This window comes from Mobilicoccus massiliensis, from assembly GCF_000826525.2.
GTDB classification, from domain to species: Bacteria; Actinomycetota; Actinomycetes; order Actinomycetales; family Dermatophilaceae; genus Mobilicoccus; species Mobilicoccus massiliensis.
Genome location: NZ_LN651331.1, coordinates 410,206 through 427,686 on the forward strand (window position 1 = coordinate 410,206; position 17,481 = coordinate 427,686).

Here is a 17,481-nt window from a genome sequence, read left to right on the forward strand (position 1 = left end):
TGTCGGGCGGAAGTGCCGCGCCTCAGGCGAACACCGTCATGCGGACGATCGCGACGACCCCCACGGCGGCGATGACCACGCGCAGCAGCAGCGGCGGCAGTCGACGACCCACCCGGGCTCCGACGACCCCGCCGATCATCGCACCGATGCCGATGGCGAGGACGACGGGCCACGCGATGCGATCACCGGCGACGACGACGAAGACGATGGCGGAGACGAGGTTGGCGAGGAGCCCGGCGAGGTTCTTGATGCCGTTGATGACCTGGATGTCGACGGAGAGCAGCGCCCCGAGGACCCCGACGAGGATGACGCCCTGCGCAGCGCCGAAGTACCCGCCGTACACGGCGGTGAGAAAGATCGCGATCGCCAGAGCCGCCCGGTGCCGGCCTTCCGCGACGGGGGCCTCTCGCTTCGCCGCTCGACGCTGCATCCACGGCCCGAGGAGGACGAGGACGACGCCGAACGCGATGAGCACCGGCACGACGACCTCGAAGATCGTCGAGGGCAGGACGAGCAGGAGCAGTCCCCCGACGAGACCGCCGGCGACACAGGCGGGCACGACCACCCGCAGGATCGGACCGGTGCCGCGCAGTTCACGCCGGTAACCGTGCACGCCGGTGATGTTGCCTCCGACGATGCCGAGGTTGTTCGACATGTTGGCGACGACCGGTGGGTACCCGAAGAAGAGCAGTGTGGGGAAGGTGACGAGCGAACCGGAGCCGACGATCGCGTTGATCGTCCCCGCGGCCACCCCCGCCAACAGGATGACCACCACCTCGAACGCGGACACCCCACCACCCTAATGGTGGCGGGGTGTCGCATGGTCTCCTGCCCACGCTGGACGGGGCGTGCGCCCTCACTCGCGGGAGAGCAGGAGCACCGTCACTGCTCGGGCGTCTGGTCCCGACGGATCGGCTCGGTGGCCGTGGGGTCCGGCGCGGTGGCCGGGTCGGGTGCGGCCTCGGGCACAGGCGTCCCGGGCACCTCGGTGCCGGGTGCGGCTCCCGGAACGCCGCCACCGAGCACCGGCATGTCCTGACGGCCGCCGAGGCCTTGGGGGTCGCGGCGGTGCGATCCCCGCCCCTGGATGGCGGCCGACGTGCCCTCGGCCTCCGCCGACGTGCTCGCCGCCTCATCGCGTGCCTTGCGCAGGGCCTCGTGCGGGTCCTGCAACGCGATGTCGTCGAACGCGTCGTCGTCGCCGTCCCAGTCGACCTCGGTGTCGTCGTTCGTCCCGCCGGGGAACTTGAACCCCTCGGCACCGAACGCGTTGCCGAACCCCTTCATGGCGTCGGTGAACTCGCTCGGCACGATCCACATCTTGTTGGAGTCACCGCGCGCGAGCTGCGGAAGGATCTGCAGGTACTGGTAGGCGAGGAGCTGCTGGTTGGGCTTGCCCTTGTGGATCGCCTCGAAGACCTGCTTGATGGCCCGCGCCTGACCCTGTGCCTCGAGGATGCGGGCCTGCGCCGAACCCTCGGCGCGCAGGATCTGACTCTGCTTCTCACCCTCGGCCTCGAGAATGGCCGACTGCTTTACACCCTCGGCCGTGAGGATCGCCGCACGCCGGTCGCGCTCGGCGCGCATCTGCTTCTCCATCGAGTCCTGCACCGAGTGCGGCGGGTCGATGGCCTTGAGCTCGACGCGGGAGACGCGGATGCCCCACTTGCCGGTGGCCTCGTCGAGGACGCCTCGCAGCTGGCCGTTGATCTGGTCACGGCTGGTCAGCGTCTGCTCCAGGTCCATGGAGCCGATGACGTTACGCAGCGTCGTGACGGTGAGCTGCTCGATGCCCTGGATGAAGTTGGCGATGCCGTAGACGGCGGCCTTGCTGTCGGTGACCGCGTAGTAGATGACCGTGTCGATGTTGACGACGAGGTTGTCGCTGGTGATCACCGGCTGCGGAGGGAACGAGACCACCTGCTCACGTTGATCGATGTTGGCACGGACCTTGTCGACGAACGGCACGATGACGTGGATGCCGGCGTCGAGCGTGCGTGAGTACTTGCCGAGACGCTCGATGATGAGCGATGTCTGCTGCGGCACGATGCGGATCGATCGCATGACGACGACCACGACGAAAAGCACCAGCAGCAGCAACAGGATGGTCCCGAAGGGCATTCGTTGTCACTCCCCTTGTGTGAGAACGGACGGATGAGCGGAGCCGCCCACCCGGTCGGGGGGACGACGGTGTCTGACCGGCTCAGGACTCCGGGGTCGACGGGCGACCGACGACGTCCTGGACCGGTGAGACCGGCTCGACGACGAGGGTTGCCCCGTCGACGCGCAGGATGGTGACCTCGGCGCCGACCGGCACCGGGATCATGGCGCGATCGGTGCGTGCCGACCAGATCTCGCCGTCGAACATGACCCGGCCGTCGTTCTCGTCTACGGGCTCGGTGACGCTGGCGGGTCGCCCGGCGTAGGTCTCGATGCCCAGACCGGAGCCGGGAAGCCGATCGAGCATGCGCCGTTTGAGCACCGGGCGCACGGCGCCGAGCAACAGGAGTGAGGCCACGGCCGCGGCGACGATCTGAATCGCCACGCTGGAGGTGAAGATGCCCGCGACCATGCCCGCCAGCGCGCCGCCCGCGAGCATGAGGAACACGAAGTCCACCGTGGCCGCTTCGACGACGCCCAGAACGAGGGCGAGCCCGAGCCAGGCGGCCCAGTGATTGCCGTTCAGCCACTCCTCCATGTCTCTACTGTCTCCTGTTCGGTCCCGGGTGTGGGACGGATCGCCCCGATGATGTGGACAGTCTTCTCGTCCAACGTATCCGAGCCCGCCGCGGGTTCCGCGAACGCGGCCTGCCGGGAGGGTCGGCGCCGGGCCGCCCGAGACGCCTCCCTCTCCGTGACGCAGGCGTCGCTCGTCAGTCCCGGGTGCCCGCGCGCGCGGTGAACCGGTCGCCGTGGCGATCGAGGATGACGTCGAGACCGAACGTGCGGCGCAGGTTGTCCTCGGTGAGCGTGATCTCGATGGGCCCGGCGGCGACCACCTCGCCGTCCTTGAGCAGCAGGACGTCGGTGAAACCCGGCGGGATCTCCTCGACGTGGTGGGTGACGAGCACGAGCGCCGGGGCCTCCAGGTCCTCGGCGAGGGCGCCGAGCCGGGCCACGAGGTCCTCGCGGCCGCCCAGGTCGAGACCCGCGGCGGGTTCGTCGAGGAGCATGAGCTCGGGGTCGGTCATGAGAGCCCGCGCGATCTGGACGCGCTTGCGCTCGCCCTCGCTGAGCGTGCCGTATCGGCGGTCGGCCAGGTGCGACACCCCGAGGGCCTCGAGCAGCTCATGAGCACGGGCGAGGTCGAGCCGGTCGTAGCGCTCGCGCCACCGGCCGACGACCCCGTAGGAGGCGGTGACGACGACGTCGGCGACGATCTCGTCACCGGGCACATGGTCGGCCAGCGACGCACTCGCCAGCCCGATCCGCGGCCGAAGCTCGAAGACGTCCACGGTGCCGAGCACCTCGCCGAGCACACCGGCGACACCCCGCGTCGGGTGCAGGCGGGCCGCGGCGAGCTGGAGCAGCGTGGACTTGCCGGCGCCGTTGGGGCCGAGCACCACCCAGCGCTGACCCTCCTCGATCTCCCAGTCGACCTCGGAGAGGATCTCCTTGCCGCCACGGGTCACGGTCACACCGGCGAAAGCGAGCACGTCACTCATGGGCCCGACCCTATCGGCAGGCGCGCGCCCGGCGTGCACCGCACGCGGCACGCCGGTGCCGCGGATCGTCGAGGCGACGGCGCCCCTACGCTGGCGGGGTGCCCGAGCTGCCCGCCTCCGTCCGACTCGCCCTGTGGGCGACGAGTGCCCTCGCCGGCGGGGAGCATGGGAGGGGTGAGGAAATCGACCACGGGGCCGCCGTCGCGGCCGCCGCTCCCGACCTGCCGGATGTCGACGATGCCGCCGCCCTCGCCCGCCTCGACCTGTGGGCCCAGCTCGGCGAGCGGGTCGTTCTCGTATCGCTCCCGGCCCCGGGCGATCTCGTCGGTCTCCCCCGCGGCGACGCCACGTTCGTCGGTGCCGCCGTCGAGGCCGGAGAGTGCGTCTGGTCGTCGCTGTTCGGAGGGGCACTCGTGCCCGTGTACGAGACCTTCGGGCCGGCCGACGACGAGGGCCTGCTGCTGCGGTGGGAGGCCCACGAGTGCGCGCCTCCGCCGAGCCACCTGCAGAGCTCACCCTCCCCCGCCGAGATCGAACGGGGCCTGCGCGAGGTGACGGCGACGGCCGTGCGCGCTCTGGAGGATCTCGACTCGCCCGCGTGGCGGGCGGGGCTGCGCGACGTGGCCGACGAGAGGCTGCAGGCCGGTCGGTGGGGGCTGCCCGACGGTCTCGGTCCGCGCGTGCGCCGCGTCATCGTCCAGGCCGCGACGATCGGCACCATCGCGACGACCGCGCTCGAGCGACTCGACGACGTCCCTTCCGTGGGCGTCGGAGCGAACCGCGACCGCATCCTGCGCGAGGTGCAGTTCCAGGCTCGTCGCGCGCTCGCCGCCGGTGCCTGCGCGGCGAGCATGGAACTGGCCGAAGGCGACCGCGGTTCTCGCTGAGACGAGTGTCGCGCCTCAGCCTGCGCGACCCTCGAGCACCTCGCGGTAGACCTCCATCGTGCGATCACCGATGGCGTTCCACGAGAACTGTTCGACCGCGCGCCGCCGTCCGGCGAGACCGCGCTGCCGGGCCCGCTCCGGGTCGCTCACCGCGTCGACGAGCGCGGCCGCGAGGTCGGCCTCGAACTTCGCGGGATCGACCGGAGTCCCGGTGCCGTCGGTGACCTGCTCGATCTCGACGAGCCACCCGGTCTCACCGTCGACGACGACCTCGGGGATGCCGCCGGTGGCCGTGGCCACGACGGGCGCCTCGCAGGCCATCGCCTCGAGGTTGACGATGCCGAGCGGCTCGTAGATCGAGGGGCAGGCGAAGACCGTCGCGTTGCTCTCGAGCGCGATGACCTGCTCGCGAGGCAGATGCTCGGCGATCCAGACGACACCCTCACGGCTGCGACGCAACTCGTCGATGAGGGCCTCGACCTCGGCCTTGATCTCCGGGGTGTCGGGTGCACCGGCGCACAGCACGAGCTGCACCTCCGGCGGCAGGGCGGCGGCGGCACGCAGCAGGTACGGCAGCCCCTTCTGGCGCGTGATGCGGCCGACGAAGACGACCGACGGGGCGTCGGGATCCATGCCGTGCCGGCGACAGATCTCCTTGCCCGCCTCGGAGTGGTCGGGGTGCCAGTCGGTGGAGTCGATGCCGTTGTGGACGACCTTGACCTTGGCGGGGTCGATGCCGGGGTAGCACCGCAGGATGTCGGCACGCATGCCGTGACTGACCGCGATGATCGCGGCCGCGGCCTCGTAGGCGGTGCGTTCGACCCACGACGACACCCGGTAGCCTCCGCCGAGCTGCTCGGCCTTCCACGGTCGCAGCGGCTCGAGGGAGTGCGCCGAGACGACGTGCGGCACCCCCGCGAGCAGTGAGGCGACGTGCCCGGCCATGTTGGCGTACCACGTGTGGGAGTGCACGAGGTCGGTGCCGACGCAGTCGTTCGCCATCTCGAGGTCGACACCGAGGGTCTGCAGCGCGGCGTTGGCCTCGGCGAGCTCGGCGACGTCGGGGTACCCCGTCGTGCCCGGTTCGTCGCGCGGACCGCCGAAGCAGCGCACCTGCACGTCCACGTCACCGCGACTGCGCAGCGCCCGGGTCAGCTCGGCCACATGCACCCCCGCACCGCCGTAGATCTGCGGAGGGAATTCCTTGGTCAGGATGTCTACGCGCACCGCTTCACCCTAGACGTGGAAACGCCGGCGCGGCGACCGAGCGACGACGGACGACAAATCGCGGCGAGCGATCGCGAGCGTGCGCAAGCCGGGGCCGGTCGTCCCTGCCACGAAGGCGCGGGCGCGGGTAGGTTGGCGACATGAGGCGACTGTCACGTAATCCCAAGGTCCTGGCCATCGTTCTCGCCGGCGGCGAGGGCAAGCGGCTCATGCCTCTCACCGCCGACCGTGCCAAGCCGGCCGTGCCGTTCGGCGGCATCTACCGGCTCATCGACTTCGCCCTGAGCAACGTCGTCAACTCCGGCTATCTCAAGGTCGTCGTCCTCACCCAGTACAAGTCCCACAGCCTCGACCGCCACGTGGCCCGCACGTGGCGCATGTCGACGATGCTCGGCAACTACATCGCGCCCATCCCCGCGCAGCAGCGTGTGGGCAAGCAGTGGTACATGGGCAGCGCCGACGCGATCTATCAGAGCCTCAACACCCTCGACGACGAGCGGCCCGACTACGTCGTGGTCGTCGGCGCCGACCACGTGTACCGCATGGACTTCAGCCAGATGGTCGAGCAGCACATCGAGACCGAGGCCGGCATCACCGTCGCGGCCATCCGTCAGCCGATCGGTCTGGCCGACCAGTTCGGGGTCATCGAGGTCGATGAGTCCGACGTGCGTCGCATCGCCCGCTGGCGCGAGAAGCCCAAAGACGCCAAGGGTCTGCCCGGCTCTCCCAACGAGGTCCTGGCCTCGATGGGCAACTACGTCTTCGACGCCGACGTGTTGCGCGACGTCGTCACCGCCGACTCCGAGAACGAGCAGAGCAAGCACGACATGGGCGGCGACATCGTGCCGTTGTTCGTCGGCTCCGGCAACGGGTACGTCTACGACTTCAACACCAACGAGGTGCCGGGCGCGACCGATCGCGACCGCGCGTACTGGCGTGATGTCGGCACGATCGACTCCTACTACGAGGCCAACATGGACCTCATCGCGATCCACCCGATCTTCAACCTCTACAACTACGACTGGCCGATCTACACCTCCGACGCCGGCATCCCACCGGCGAAGTTCGTGCACAACGAGACCGGGCGCCTTGGCGAGGCGATCAACTCGGCGGTCTCCCCCGGCACCGTCATCAGCGGATCCCGGGTCGAGGGCTCGGTCGTCTCACCGCGGGTGCGCGTCAACAGCTACGCGCAGGTGCTCGACAGCGTGCTGCTCGACGGCGTGCGGATCGGCCGCAAGGCGGTGGTCGAGAAGGCCATCCTCGACAAGAACGTCGTCGTCGAGGACGGCGCCGAGGTGGGTGTCGATCACGACAAGGACCGGGAGCGCGGTTTCCACGTGAGCGAAGGCGGCGTCGTCGTCGTCGCCAAGAACACCGTCATCACGGCGTGAGCGAGCGCCCGGGCGAGCAGGCGTCCCTCCCGGAGGGGCGCCTGCTCGTCGTCATGGACGTCGACTCGACGTTCATCCGCGACGAGGTCATCGAACTGATCGCCGCCCATGCGGGCACCGAGGCCGAGGTGCGCGCGGTGACCGAGGCGGCGATGCGCGGCGAACTCGACTTCGCCGAGAGTCTGCGGCAGCGATGCGCCACCCTGGCCGGCCTCGACGTGGCGGTCCTCGACGAGGTGCGCCGGGCCGTCCGCCTCACGCGGGGCGCCGACTCGCTCGTGCGCGAACTGCGGTCTCACGGCCACGCCGTGGCTCTCGTCTCCGGTGGCTTCGCCGAGATCGTCGACCCGCTCGCGGCGAGCCACGGCATCGCCCACGTGCGGGCCAACCGGCTGGAGGTGCGCGGCGACCGGCTCACCGGGCGGTTGCAGGGCGACATCGTCGACCGGGCCGGCAAGGAACGGGCGCTGCGGGAGTTCGCGGAGGCCGAAGGCATCGACCTCGCTCACACGGTCGCGATCGGGGACGGCGCCAACGACCTCGATATGCTGTCCACGGCCGCGCTCGGGGTCGCGTTCTGCGCCAAGCCGCTCGTGCGAGCGCAGGCCGACGCGACGATCGACGTGCCCGACCTCACCGCCGTGCTGCCGCTGCTCGGTCTCGGCGCCGGCGAGGAGGCAGGGGCAAGCGGCGTGGCGAAGCGGCGCCGGTAGCGGGTTCGGTCGCTCAGACCCGCCGCTCGGGGCGGTCGGTGAACAGTTGGATCGTGCCGTGGTGGCTCATGCCGGCCCGCTCGAGCGAGCGGATGGCGGGCACGTTGTAGGGCGCGACACATGCGACGACCAGCTCGTCCTCCGGTACCGAGCGCAGAGCCGCCTCGACGAGCTCGGTCCCCCGACCGCGACCGCGGTGCTCCGCCGCCAGGCGGACGCAGATCTCGCGCAGGCCGCCCACGCCCCGGGAGAGGACGACGAGATCCTCCGAATCGGGGTCGGGCGACCCGAACACCTGCACCTCGGTGTGTCCGCGGTGGGTGTACTCGACGAAGTCGTGCCGGGCGAGGTCGGGTCGAGCCACGAGCCGTGGCTCCCCCGGCTGCTCACCGCGCCCGGACCCGAGGAAGAGCATGTCGAGGGTGTCGATCCAACCGTCCTTGGCCAGGGTCGTGACGACCCGGGGGTCGTGCGCGCCGTCGTAGCCGTCGACGCCGAGCTCGCTGAGCTGGTTCTCGGTCCAGTCGTAGGAGACCGCGAGGATCGAATGACCCGGGAACGAGAGGATGGCCTGCACGTGCGGCACCCACGGGGTGACGCGCATCCAGCCGCCGTCGGCGGTCGGGCGCGTGCCCGTGGCGAGCTCGCGGAGGAACCGGGCCAGGGGATGGCGCGCCGGGGTCCAGATCGGCGAGTCGTTCGACATGCGGCCGTCCTCCACGGGAGTCCATCGGGGTCTGCGTTCGGGCGCCCACATGCGCCCTTACGGCCCCTATCGGCGAATGCCGCTGCTCACGTAGGGGTTTCGGTGACCGACGTGCCGGCGAGCCGTCTCCTGGGTGGGAGGACCGGCGCTCAGCCCCCGAAGGAGTGGAACCCGCCGTCGACGTGGACGATCTCGCCGGTCGTGGCCGGGAACCAGTCGGACATCAACGCGACACACGCCTTGGCGGCCGGGGTGGGGTCGGAGATCTCCCATCCGAGGGGCGAATGCTCGCCCCACTGAGCGAACTTCGAGAACGCCGGGATGCTCTTGGCCGCGGTCGTGCTGATGGGGCCGGCGGCGACGAGGTTGCAACGGATCCCCTCGGGCCCGAGGTCGCGGGCGCAATAGCGGTTGGTCGACTCGAAGGCCGCCTTGGCCACGCCCATCCAGTCGTAGCCCGACCAGGCGATCGAGGCGTCGAGGGTGAGGCCGACGATCGCGCCACCCGGGCCCATGAGCGGCAGGCAGGCCTTGGCCAGCGCCTTGAGCGAGTACGCGGAGATCTGCAGCGCCGGCGCGACGTCCTTCCACGTGGCGTTCATGAAGTCGAAGGCCTCCTGCGGGGCGAAGCCGATCGAGTGCAGCACCCCGTCGAGGCGGTCGGTGTGCTCGCCGACGCGCCCGGCGAGGGCCTCGAAGTCCTCGGCCTTGGAGACGTCGAGCTCGATGACCGGGGCCTCGGTCGGCAGGCGCCTCGCGATCTTCTGCGTGATCCGCGCGGCGCGGCCGAACGAGGTGAGGACGACGGTCGCACCCTGCTCCTGGGCGAGGCGGGCCACGTGGAACGCGATGGACGACTCCGTGAGCACGCCGGTGACGAGGATGGTCTTGCCGTCGAGCATGGCCATGGATGTACTCCTTGCAGATTCGTGAACTCGAAGGGGAATGGAAGGTCGAGGGCTCGGTGGCGCCGGTTGGATGGCCTGCGTTCGGTGGCCCACGTTCGGTGGGGCAGGATCAGTGACCCATGCCCAGGCCGCCGTCGACGGGGATGACGGCACCCGAGATGTAGGCCGCCGCGTCGGAGACGAGGAACCCGACGGCCGCGGCGACCTCGTCGGTGGTGCCGAAGCGGCCGGCGGGGATGACGCCCCGGTACTTCTCCTTGAGTTCCTCGGGCAGTTCCTCGGTCATCGCCGTGTCGATGTACCCGGGGGCGACGACGTTGGCGGTGATGCGGCGAGAGCCCAGCTCGCGCGTGAGCGAGCGAGCGACACCGACGAGGCCCGCCTTGCTCGCCGCGTAGTTGACCTGGCCCGGAGAACCGTAGAGCCCGACGACGCTGGAGACGAGGACGATGCGGCCGCCCTTGGCGCGCATCAGGCTCTTGGTGGCACGGCGGGCACAGCGGATCGCGCCGACGAGGTTGGTGTCGAGCACGGCGTCGATGTCGTCGTCGCTCATGCGCATGAGGAGCTGATCCTTGGTGATGCCGGCGTTGGCGACGAGGCCGCCCAGCGGGGCCCCGACGATCTTCTCGGCCTCGGTGAACGCGGCGTCGACGCTCGCGGTGTCGGTGACGTCGAGGGTGACGGCGTCGAGACCCTCGGGGGCCTCACCGGAGCGCGAGCCGACGACCACGGGGTGGCCCGCGTCGCGCAGGTGCGTGGCGATGGCGAGGCCGATCCCGCGGTTGCCTCCGGTGACGAGAACGGGGCGGGGGGTCGGGTCCGTCATCGGGTGCTCCTCGGGTCGGCTGCGGGGGGTGCGTCGCGGGCCACGGTGGGCCGGCGGCGCGTCGGCGCTCACGAACCTAATGCACCATCGGCTCCCGACGCACGAGCATCCCATCGCGATTCGCCGACGGCCTGGTCGGAGCCCCGGTTCGTCGCCCGATCGTCACCCGGCCTCCGTCCGGCCCTCGTGCGAGGGGCGGGCGTAGACTCGCGGCATGGTTCGAGAGGCACCCGAGCGCGTCCACTCGATCTCCGACCTGCCCAGATCCCGCGCCCAGGATCAGCGCGACCGCATGCGCTCGTACACGATCTCGATGACGATCCGCACCGTCTGCTTTCTGCTCGCCGGGCTGTTCGTCACGGTCGTCCCGTGGCAGCCCGGCGCCTGGATCTGCATCGTCGCCGCGCTCGTGCTGCCCTACCCGGCGGTGGTCATCGCCAACAACCGCGACATGCGTACCCAGGTCGCCGAACGCGAGCCGGTCGTGCCCCGCATGATCGCGGCCCCGGCCGGCGAGGACGGGGACGACGAGCCGGAGGCGGATGCGGGTTCCACCGTCATCCGCGGCGAGGCTCGGGAACAGGGCGACGGGCGCCCTCGAAGCGGCGAGCCCACCGAGCCCACCGAGGCCACGGAGGCCACGGACGTCGACGAGAAGCGCGAGCACGGCGCGGCCTGAGGTCCGCGGGCTCCGACACTCTCTACTCGTCCGCCGACTGCGCTCGATGCCCGCGCGGCGTCGTCAGCCGCCGATCGCCGACATCGGCCGGGCGGGCTGGGTGAAGTCGGGTTTGCCGATGCCGTGCCCCTTGGCCTTGCGCCACATCTCCCCGCGGATGAGGCGCACGAGGTCGCGATCGGAGGCGCCGTCGCGCATCGGTCCGCGCAGGTCGACCTCGCCGCGGGAGAAGAGGCAGTTGCGCACCATGCCGTCGGCGGTGAGCCGCACCCGGTCGCAGGCCCCGCAGAAGGGTGCCGTGACGCTGGCGATGATGCCGACCGTGGCGGGGCCGCCGTCGACGAGGAACCGTTCGGCCGGAGCACTCCCCCGCTCCGGGACCGGGGTGAGGGTGAAGCGCTGCTCGAGACGCTCGCGAAGCTCGTCGGCGGTGATCATCTCGCGTCGATCCCAGCCGTGTTGGGCGTCCAACGGCATCTGCTCGATGAACCGCAGCTCGTAGCCGCGTTCGAGACACCACTCGAGCAGGTCGGCGACGCCCGCGTCGTTGACGCCGCGCATCGCGACGGCGTTGACCTTGACGGGGGTGAGGCCGGCGTCGGCGGCCGCGGCGAGACCGGCGACGACGTCGTCGAAGCGATCCCGGCGGCTCAGCGTGCGGTAGGCCTCCCGGTCGATCGTGTCGAGGGAGATGTTGACCCGGTCGAGCCCGGCCTCGGCGAGGGGTGCTGCGAGACGGTCGAGGCCGATGCCGTTGCTCGTCATCGCGATGCGCGGGCGATCGGGCAGCGCCGCGATGCCCGCGACGAGCCCGACGAGACCCTTGCGCAGGATCGGCTCGCCACCGGTGAGGCGGACCATGTCGATGCCGAGCCCCACGAAGATCCGGATGAGGCGCAGCAGCTCGTCGTCGGTAAGCATCTGCGGCTTGGCCATCCACTCCAGGCCCTCGGCGGGCATGCAGTACGTACACCGCAGGTTGCAGTGATCGGTGAGCGAGACCCGCAGATCCCGGGCCACGCGCCCGAAGGTGTCGACGAGGGGGTGCCCGGAGTCGTGCTCCGCCGCCTCCGCCGCCTCCGTCGTCTCGCGACCAGGAGCGTCGTCGGACGCCATGGACGCGTTCGCGACGGGCCACGGCAGCGAGACCCCTGCCGGTCGGTGCTCCTGCTCGATCATGGCGGCCACGATAACGCGGACCCGATCGGGCGGCCGACGCGCCCCGGAGTAGCGTGACCTGCGTGTTCCGGGTGCTCCTCACACGCAAGTGGCTGATCGCGCTGCTCGTGGCGGCGTTGTTCTGCGTGGCGTGCATCTTTCTCGGGCGCTGGCAGTTCGGGCGGTATGTCGAAAGACGCGATCACGCCGATCTCGTCAACGCCTACTACCAGGCCGAGCCCGTACCTCTGGACGAGGTGTTGCCGAGCGGCTCGGCCCCTCTTCCCGACGATCAGGTGTGGCGCCGGGTCGAGGTGACCGGCACGTACTCGCCCGGCGACCGTCTCATGGTGCGCAACCGTCCGCAGAACGTCACGTACGGCTACGAGGTGCTGGACGTCCTGCGACCGGCCGGCGGCGACCCGGTCCTCGTCGACCGGGGGTGGGTGCGCAACGCCGAGCGGGCCGACGTGCTGCCCGAGGTACCTCCCGCTCCGAGCGGCACCGTTCGCGTCGTCGGCTGGCTTCGACAGGGTGAGGGCAGCCTCGACCGGTCGTTGCCCCGGGGTCAGCTCGCGTCGATCGACGTCGCCGAGGCGGCCGAGGAGACCGGCGCTCGGTTGCGCCCGGCCTACCTGCTCCTCGACTCCGAGCGCACCGCCGACGGCGGCACTCCCGAAAGACCGCAACCTCTCATCCCACCGAAGACCGACACGGGCCCGCACTTCGCCTACGCCCTGCAGTGGTGGGGTGCGGCACCCGTCGGCTTCGTCCTCGTGTTCGTCTACGCCCGGCGCGACTACCTCGACTCACTCGACGAGGACGACCCGCGGTCGCGTCGGCAGCGGCCGGCCAGGCCCAAGAAGGTCCGCATCTGGGACGAGGAGGACGCCTGACGAGCCGGTCCCGCCGTCAGGAGGCACCCGGTGCGAACTGCGTGGCGTGGAGGTCGGCGTACAGACCTCCCTGCTCGAGGAGTTCGGCGTGCGTGCCGTGCTCGACGATCCGTCCGTCGTCGACGACGAGGATGGCATCGGCACCGCGCACGGTCGAGAGCCGGTGAGCGATGACCATGGCGGTGCGTCCGGCCAGAGCGGTGTCGAGCGCGCGCTGCACGGCGGCCTCCGACTCGCTGTCGAGGTGGGCGGTGGCCTCGTCGAGGACGACGAGCCCCGGGCTCTTGAGCAGCAGCCGGGCGATGGCGATGCGTTGCTTCTCGCCGCCCGAGAGGCGGTGGCCACGGTCACCGACGATGGTGTCGAGACCCTGTGGCAGCGCCTCGACCAGCCCGCCGACCTGGGCGGCGTCGAGCGCCGCCCGGATCTCCGTCTCGCCGACGCCGGGCCGGGCGTACTCGAGGTTGGCGCGGATCGTGTCGTGGAAGAGGTGCGCCTCCTGGGTGACCATGCCGACGACGTCGTGCAGCGAGGAGAACGAGGCCTCGCGCAGGTCGACGCCGCCGACGCGCACCGTGCCGGAGGTGGGGTCGTAGAGGCGGGCCACGAGTGAGGTGATGGTCGTCTTGCCCGCCCCACTCGGCCCGACGAGGGCGACGAGCTGCCCGGGCTCGACGCGGAAGGTCACCCCGCGCAGCACCGGCTCCCCACCGGCACGGTCGCCCGCCGGGCCGCCCTGTTCGAGCGAGGCCAGCGACACCTCGTCGGCGCCCGGATAGCCGAACGTCACGTCGTCGAACTCCACCGACACCGGGCCGGTGGGAATGTCACGCGGCGACTCGACCTCCCGCACGAGCGGTTCGAGGTCGAGCACCTCGAAGACGCGTTCGAAGCTCACGAGCGCCGTCATGATGTCGACGCGCACGTTGGAGAGGGCCGTCAGGGGTCCGTATAGCCGACCCAACAGCGCGGCGAGCGCGAGCAGGGAGCCGACGGTGAGCGTCCCGTCGATGGCCTGCAGGCCGCCGACCCCGTAGACGACCGCGGTGGCCAGCGCAGCGACGAACGTCAGCCCGGAGAGGAAGAAGGTGCGGTTGAGCGTGATCGTCACGCCGATGTCACGCACCCGGCCGGCGCGGACCGCGTACTCGGCGGTTTCGGCCTCGGGGCGTCCGAAGAGCTTGACGAGCAACGCGCCGGCGACGTTGAAGCGCTCGGTCATCCGGGTGCCGAGCTCGGCGTTGAGGCCCATCGACTCGCGCTGCAGCCCCGCGAGGCGACGGCCCATGAACCGGGCGGGCACGAGGAACACCGGGGTGAGCAACAGCGCGAGCACGGTGAGCTGCCAGGAGGTGGTCGCCATCGCGACGAGGATGAACGCGACCGAGACGAGGTTGCTCACGGTCGAGCCGAGCACCGAGGTGAACGCCTGCTGCGCGCCGATGACATCGGAGTTGAGCCGGGTGACGAGCGCGCCGGTCTGCGCGCGGGTGAAGAAGCCGATGGGTTGGGCGAGGACGTGGGTGAAGACCTGGGTGCGCAGGTCGTAGATGAGGCTCTCGCCGATGCGCGCGGAGGTCCACCGTGATCCCAGGGAGACGAGGGCGTCCACGACGGCGAGTGCGGCGACCACGAGGGCGAGCCCGACGACGACGCCTCGGTTGCCGGGGATGACCCCGTCGTCGACGATCCGGCCGAGCAGCAACGGGGTGGCGACGACCAGCGCGGAGGTCGACAGGGACAGCGTGAGGAAGGCGGCGAACAGGCCGGAGTACGGGCGTGCGTACCCGGCGACCCGGCGGGCGGTGCCCGGCTTGAGCCGATTGCCCTTGAGGCGGTCGCGGGAGTACGACCGCATCGCCATCCAGCCGGTGCCGGTGCTCACCGTCTTCTCACGCGCACGGCTGGCTCCTCCTGACCGGTCATCGACGCCGCGCCGCCTCCGCGTGGGCGCAGAGCAGCCGGGCCTGAGCCTCGCGTTCACGACGCAGTTGCTCGTCGGGGGTCCGGGACTCGATCCCCCGGAACAGGCCCAGCATCTCGCGAGCAGTCTGTTCCGGCGCGGCGAGCACGGCCTCGACGAGGTCACCGACGGTCGCCCGAAGCTCCTCCGGCTCGACCGCGAGACTGGCGATGCCGGTCGCGACGGCCTCCTCGGCGCCGACGGGGCGGCCGGTGAGGCAGAGCTCGAGCGCGCGTGAGGCGCCGACGAGCCGGGTGAGGGCCGCGGTGCCGCCGAGGTCGGGCACGAGCCCGAGCGTCACCTCGGCCATCGCGAGACGGACGTCGGTCGTGACGATGCGCAGGTCGGCGGCGAGGGCGAGTTGGAAGCCGGCGCCGATCGCCGGGCCCTGCACGGCGGCGATGACGTAGGCGGGACACTCCTGCCACGCGGTGAAGGCGCGCTGGTACTCCGCGATCCGGTCGGCGAGCGCCTGCGGGCCGTCGTTCGTGAGCTCCAGCAGACCGGTCTCGCCGTCGACTCCCGCGTCGGCTCCAGCCGGGGCGAGCATCCCCCGGTCGAGCCCGGCCGAGAACGCCGGCCCCTCCCCCGCGAGCACGACGACCCGGACTTGGTCGGGCAGCGTCGTCGCGATGTGCGCCAACGCCGCCCACATCGCCGGCACCTGAGCGTTGCGCTTCTCGGGCGCGTCCAGGGTCACGGTCATCACGGCCCCGCTCGTCTCGACCCGCAGCCGCGGGTGCGGACGATCGACGGCGGGGGTGCTCGGCTGGTCGGGAGTCGTCATGGCCCGACTCTAGAGCGACGGCCTCACGCCAGGCTGATGAGATCGAGGTAGTCCGGGCCCCAGTGATCCTCGACACCGTCGGGCAACAGCAGCACCCGCTCGGGCTCGAGGGCCTCGACCGCGCCCTCGTCGTGGCTGACGAGCACGACCGCGCCCTCGTAGGCACGCAGCGCGCCGAGGATCTCCTCGCGGCTCGCCGGGTCGAGGTTGTTCGTCGGCTCGTCGAGCAGGAGCACGTTGGCGCTGCTCACGACGAGGGTCGCCAGCGACAGCCGGGTCTTCTCGCCACCGGAGAGCACCCGGGCGGGCTTGTCGACGTCGTCGCCCGAGAACAGAAAGCTGCCGAGGACCTTGCGCACCTCGGTCTCCCCGAGCTCCGGCGCCGCGGACTTCATGTTCTCCAGCACCGTGCGGTCGACGTCGAGGTTCTCGTGCTCCTGCGCGTAGTAGCCGAGCTTGAGGCCGTGGCCGGGGACGACCTCGCCGGTGTCGGGCGCGTCGATGCCGCCGAGGATGCGCAGCAGGGTGGTCTTGCCGGCGCCGTTGAGGCCGAGGACGACGACCTTGCTGCCGCGGTCGATCGCGAGGTCGACGTCGGTGAACACCTCGAGGGAGCCGTAGGAGCGCGAGAGGTCCTTGGCCGTGAGCGGGGTCTTTCCACAGGGCGCGGGCTTGGGAAAGCGCAGCTTGGCGACCTTGTCGCTCATCCGCTGCTCCTCCAGCCCCGAAAGCATCTTCTCGGCACGCCGGGCCATGTTCTGCGCGGCCACCGCCTTGGTCGCCTTCGCCCGCATCTTGTCCGCCTGCAGCAGCAGTGCCCCGGCCTTCTTCTCGGCGTTGGCGCGTTCACGCTTGCGGCGCTTCTCGTCGGTCTCCCGCTGGGCGAGGTAGGCCTTCCACCCGACGTTGTACTGGTCCAGCTCGGCGCGGCTGGCGTCGAGGTGGAAGACGCGGTTGACGACTTCGTCGAGCAGGCCGACGTCGTGGCTGATGACGATCAGCCCGCCCTTGTACGCACGCAGGTGCTCGCGCAGCCACACGATCGAGTCGGCGTCGAGGTGGTTGGTCGGCTCGTCGAGCAGCAGCGTCTCGGCGCCGGAGAACAGGATGCGCGTGAGCTCGACCCGGCGGCGCTGACCACCGGAGAGGTGACGCAACTCCATGCCGAGCACCCGGTCGTCGAGCCCGAGAGCCGCGGCGATCGTCGCGGCCTCCGACTCGGCGGCGTACCCGCCGGCGGCCTCGAACCGCGCCTGGAGCTTGGGGTAGCGCTCCATCGCGCGCTCGTGGGTCTCGGGATCGGCGCTCGCCATCGCTCCCTCGGCCTCGTGCATGCGACGCACGAGATCGTCCAGCCCCCGCGCCGCGAGGATGTGCGAGCGGGCGACGACGTCGAGACTGCCGTCCCGCGGATCCTGCGGCAGGTAGCCGATGGCGCCCGTGGTCTTCACCGACCCCGCGGCGGGCTGCGTCCACCCCGCGATCACCTTGGTGAGAGTCGTCTTGCCGGCGCCGTTACGGCCGACGAGACCGACCCGGTCACCCGCGGCGACGCGGAACGTCGCATCGCCGATGAGCAGGCGGGAGCCGGCGCGCAGCTCGATGCCGGTCGCGGTGATCACGGGGGTCCTCTCGATCGAAAGTGGCCGGCGAGGGCGCCATCGACCCG

17 protein-coding genes are annotated in these 17,481 nt (G+C 71.0%); 5 read left to right on the plus strand and 12 right to left on the minus strand.

Annotated elements, in window-relative coordinates; all coding sequences use genetic code 11:
• Nucleotides 1-22: 22 nt before the first annotated feature.
• From BN1197_RS14790 to BN1197_RS14805, 4 genes are all read right to left on the minus strand, one after another.
• The gene (locus BN1197_RS14790; RefSeq protein ID WP_040160880.1) at nucleotides 23-790 is read right to left on the minus strand and encodes a sulfite exporter TauE/SafE family protein; all 768 of its coding nucleotides are present in this window, start codon (nucleotides 788-790) and stop codon (nucleotides 23-25) included.
• A 92-nt stretch (nucleotides 791-882) separates the two neighbouring features.
• Nucleotides 883-2,121, minus strand: a complete 1,239-nt coding sequence (locus BN1197_RS14795; protein ID WP_052466795.1) for an SPFH domain-containing protein — start codon at nucleotides 2,119-2,121, stop codon at nucleotides 883-885.
• A gap of 82 nt (nucleotides 2,122-2,203) precedes the next feature.
• Nucleotides 2,204-2,698, minus strand: coding sequence for an NfeD family protein (locus BN1197_RS14800; protein ID WP_052466796.1), 495 nt, complete (start codon nucleotides 2,696-2,698; stop codon nucleotides 2,204-2,206).
• A 175-nt stretch (nucleotides 2,699-2,873) separates the two neighbouring features.
• Nucleotides 2,874-3,665, minus strand: coding sequence for an ABC transporter ATP-binding protein (locus tag BN1197_RS14805; RefSeq protein ID WP_040160882.1), 792 nt, complete (start codon nucleotides 3,663-3,665; stop codon nucleotides 2,874-2,876).
• A 98-nt stretch (nucleotides 3,666-3,763) separates the two neighbouring features.
• Between BN1197_RS14805 and BN1197_RS14810 the strand changes: the two genes are divergently transcribed.
• Entirely contained in the window at nucleotides 3,764-4,552 is a 789-nt protein-coding gene (locus tag BN1197_RS14810) for a hypothetical protein (protein WP_052466797.1), read from the plus strand.
• A gap of 15 nt (nucleotides 4,553-4,567) precedes the next feature.
• Here the strand turns inward: BN1197_RS14810 and glgA are convergent, their stop codons facing one another.
• On the minus strand, nucleotides 4,568-5,779 hold the full coding sequence (gene glgA, locus BN1197_RS14815; protein ID WP_040160884.1) for a glycogen synthase: 1,212 nt from the start codon (nucleotides 5,777-5,779) through the stop codon (nucleotides 4,568-4,570).
• A gap of 140 nt (nucleotides 5,780-5,919) precedes the next feature.
• Here glgA and glgC point away from each other — a divergent pair, with 140 nt between their 5' ends.
• Nucleotides 5,920-7,173, plus strand: coding sequence for a glucose-1-phosphate adenylyltransferase (gene glgC, locus BN1197_RS14820; protein ID WP_040160885.1), 1,254 nt, complete (start codon nucleotides 5,920-5,922; stop codon nucleotides 7,171-7,173).
• Nucleotides 7,170-7,886, plus strand: coding sequence for a phosphoserine phosphatase SerB (gene serB, locus BN1197_RS14825; protein WP_052466798.1), 717 nt, complete (start codon nucleotides 7,170-7,172; stop codon nucleotides 7,884-7,886). Before glgC ends, serB begins: the two co-directional genes overlap by 4 nt.
• Before the next feature lie 13 nt (nucleotides 7,887-7,899).
• Here the strand turns inward: serB and BN1197_RS14830 are convergent, their stop codons facing one another.
• The 3 genes from BN1197_RS14830 to fabG all read right to left on the minus strand — a co-directional run bounded on the left by BN1197_RS14830 (nucleotide 7,900) and on the right by fabG (nucleotide 10,329).
• On the minus strand, nucleotides 7,900-8,592 hold the full coding sequence (locus BN1197_RS14830) for a GNAT family N-acetyltransferase (protein WP_040161573.1): 693 nt from the start codon (nucleotides 8,590-8,592) through the stop codon (nucleotides 7,900-7,902).
• Between the two features lie 149 nt (nucleotides 8,593-8,741).
• Nucleotides 8,742-9,500 carry an enoyl-ACP reductase FabI gene (fabI, locus tag BN1197_RS14835; RefSeq protein WP_040160887.1) on the minus strand — a complete coding sequence of 253 codons (759 nt, stop codon included), beginning with the start codon at nucleotides 9,498-9,500 and terminating at the stop codon, nucleotides 8,742-8,744.
• 109 nt (nucleotides 9,501-9,609) lie between these two features.
• Nucleotides 9,610-10,329 carry a 3-oxoacyl-ACP reductase FabG gene (fabG, locus tag BN1197_RS14840; RefSeq protein ID WP_040160889.1) on the minus strand — a complete coding sequence of 240 codons (720 nt, stop codon included), beginning with the start codon at nucleotides 10,327-10,329 and terminating at the stop codon, nucleotides 9,610-9,612.
• A gap of 214 nt (nucleotides 10,330-10,543) precedes the next feature.
• On the opposite strand from fabG, the gene BN1197_RS14845 reads away from it, so the two are divergent.
• The gene (locus tag BN1197_RS14845; RefSeq protein WP_052466799.1) at nucleotides 10,544-11,008 is read left to right on the plus strand and encodes a DUF3099 domain-containing protein; all 465 of its coding nucleotides are present in this window, start codon (nucleotides 10,544-10,546) and stop codon (nucleotides 11,006-11,008) included.
• A 63-nt stretch (nucleotides 11,009-11,071) separates the two neighbouring features.
• Here the strand turns inward: BN1197_RS14845 and moaA are convergent, their stop codons facing one another.
• Nucleotides 11,072-12,187: a GTP 3',8-cyclase MoaA gene (gene moaA / locus BN1197_RS14850; RefSeq protein WP_082043949.1), complete on the minus strand. Its 1,116-nt coding sequence runs from the start codon at nucleotides 12,185-12,187 to the stop codon at nucleotides 11,072-11,074.
• Between the two features lie 62 nt (nucleotides 12,188-12,249).
• On the opposite strand from moaA, the gene BN1197_RS14855 reads away from it, so the two are divergent.
• The gene (locus BN1197_RS14855) at nucleotides 12,250-13,062 is read left to right on the plus strand and encodes an SURF1 family cytochrome oxidase biogenesis protein (RefSeq protein WP_040161579.1); all 813 of its coding nucleotides are present in this window, start codon (nucleotides 12,250-12,252) and stop codon (nucleotides 13,060-13,062) included.
• Between the two features lie 16 nt (nucleotides 13,063-13,078).
• Here BN1197_RS14855 and BN1197_RS14860 read toward each other — a convergent pair whose 3' ends face one another.
• From BN1197_RS14860 to BN1197_RS14870, 3 genes are read right to left on the minus strand one after another with little or no spacing between them, the layout of a single operon-like run.
• On the minus strand, nucleotides 13,079-14,926 hold the full coding sequence (locus BN1197_RS14860) for an ABC transporter ATP-binding protein (protein WP_040161581.1): 1,848 nt from the start codon (nucleotides 14,924-14,926) through the stop codon (nucleotides 13,079-13,081).
• A gap of 58 nt (nucleotides 14,927-14,984) precedes the next feature.
• Nucleotides 14,985-15,812, minus strand: a complete 828-nt coding sequence (locus BN1197_RS14865) for an enoyl-CoA hydratase/isomerase family protein (protein ID WP_040160892.1) — start codon at nucleotides 15,810-15,812, stop codon at nucleotides 14,985-14,987.
• A 23-nt stretch (nucleotides 15,813-15,835) separates the two neighbouring features.
• On the minus strand, nucleotides 15,836-17,434 hold the full coding sequence (locus tag BN1197_RS14870) for an ABC-F family ATP-binding cassette domain-containing protein (RefSeq protein ID WP_040160893.1): 1,599 nt from the start codon (nucleotides 17,432-17,434) through the stop codon (nucleotides 15,836-15,838).
• Nucleotides 17,435-17,481 lie beyond the last annotated feature (47 nt).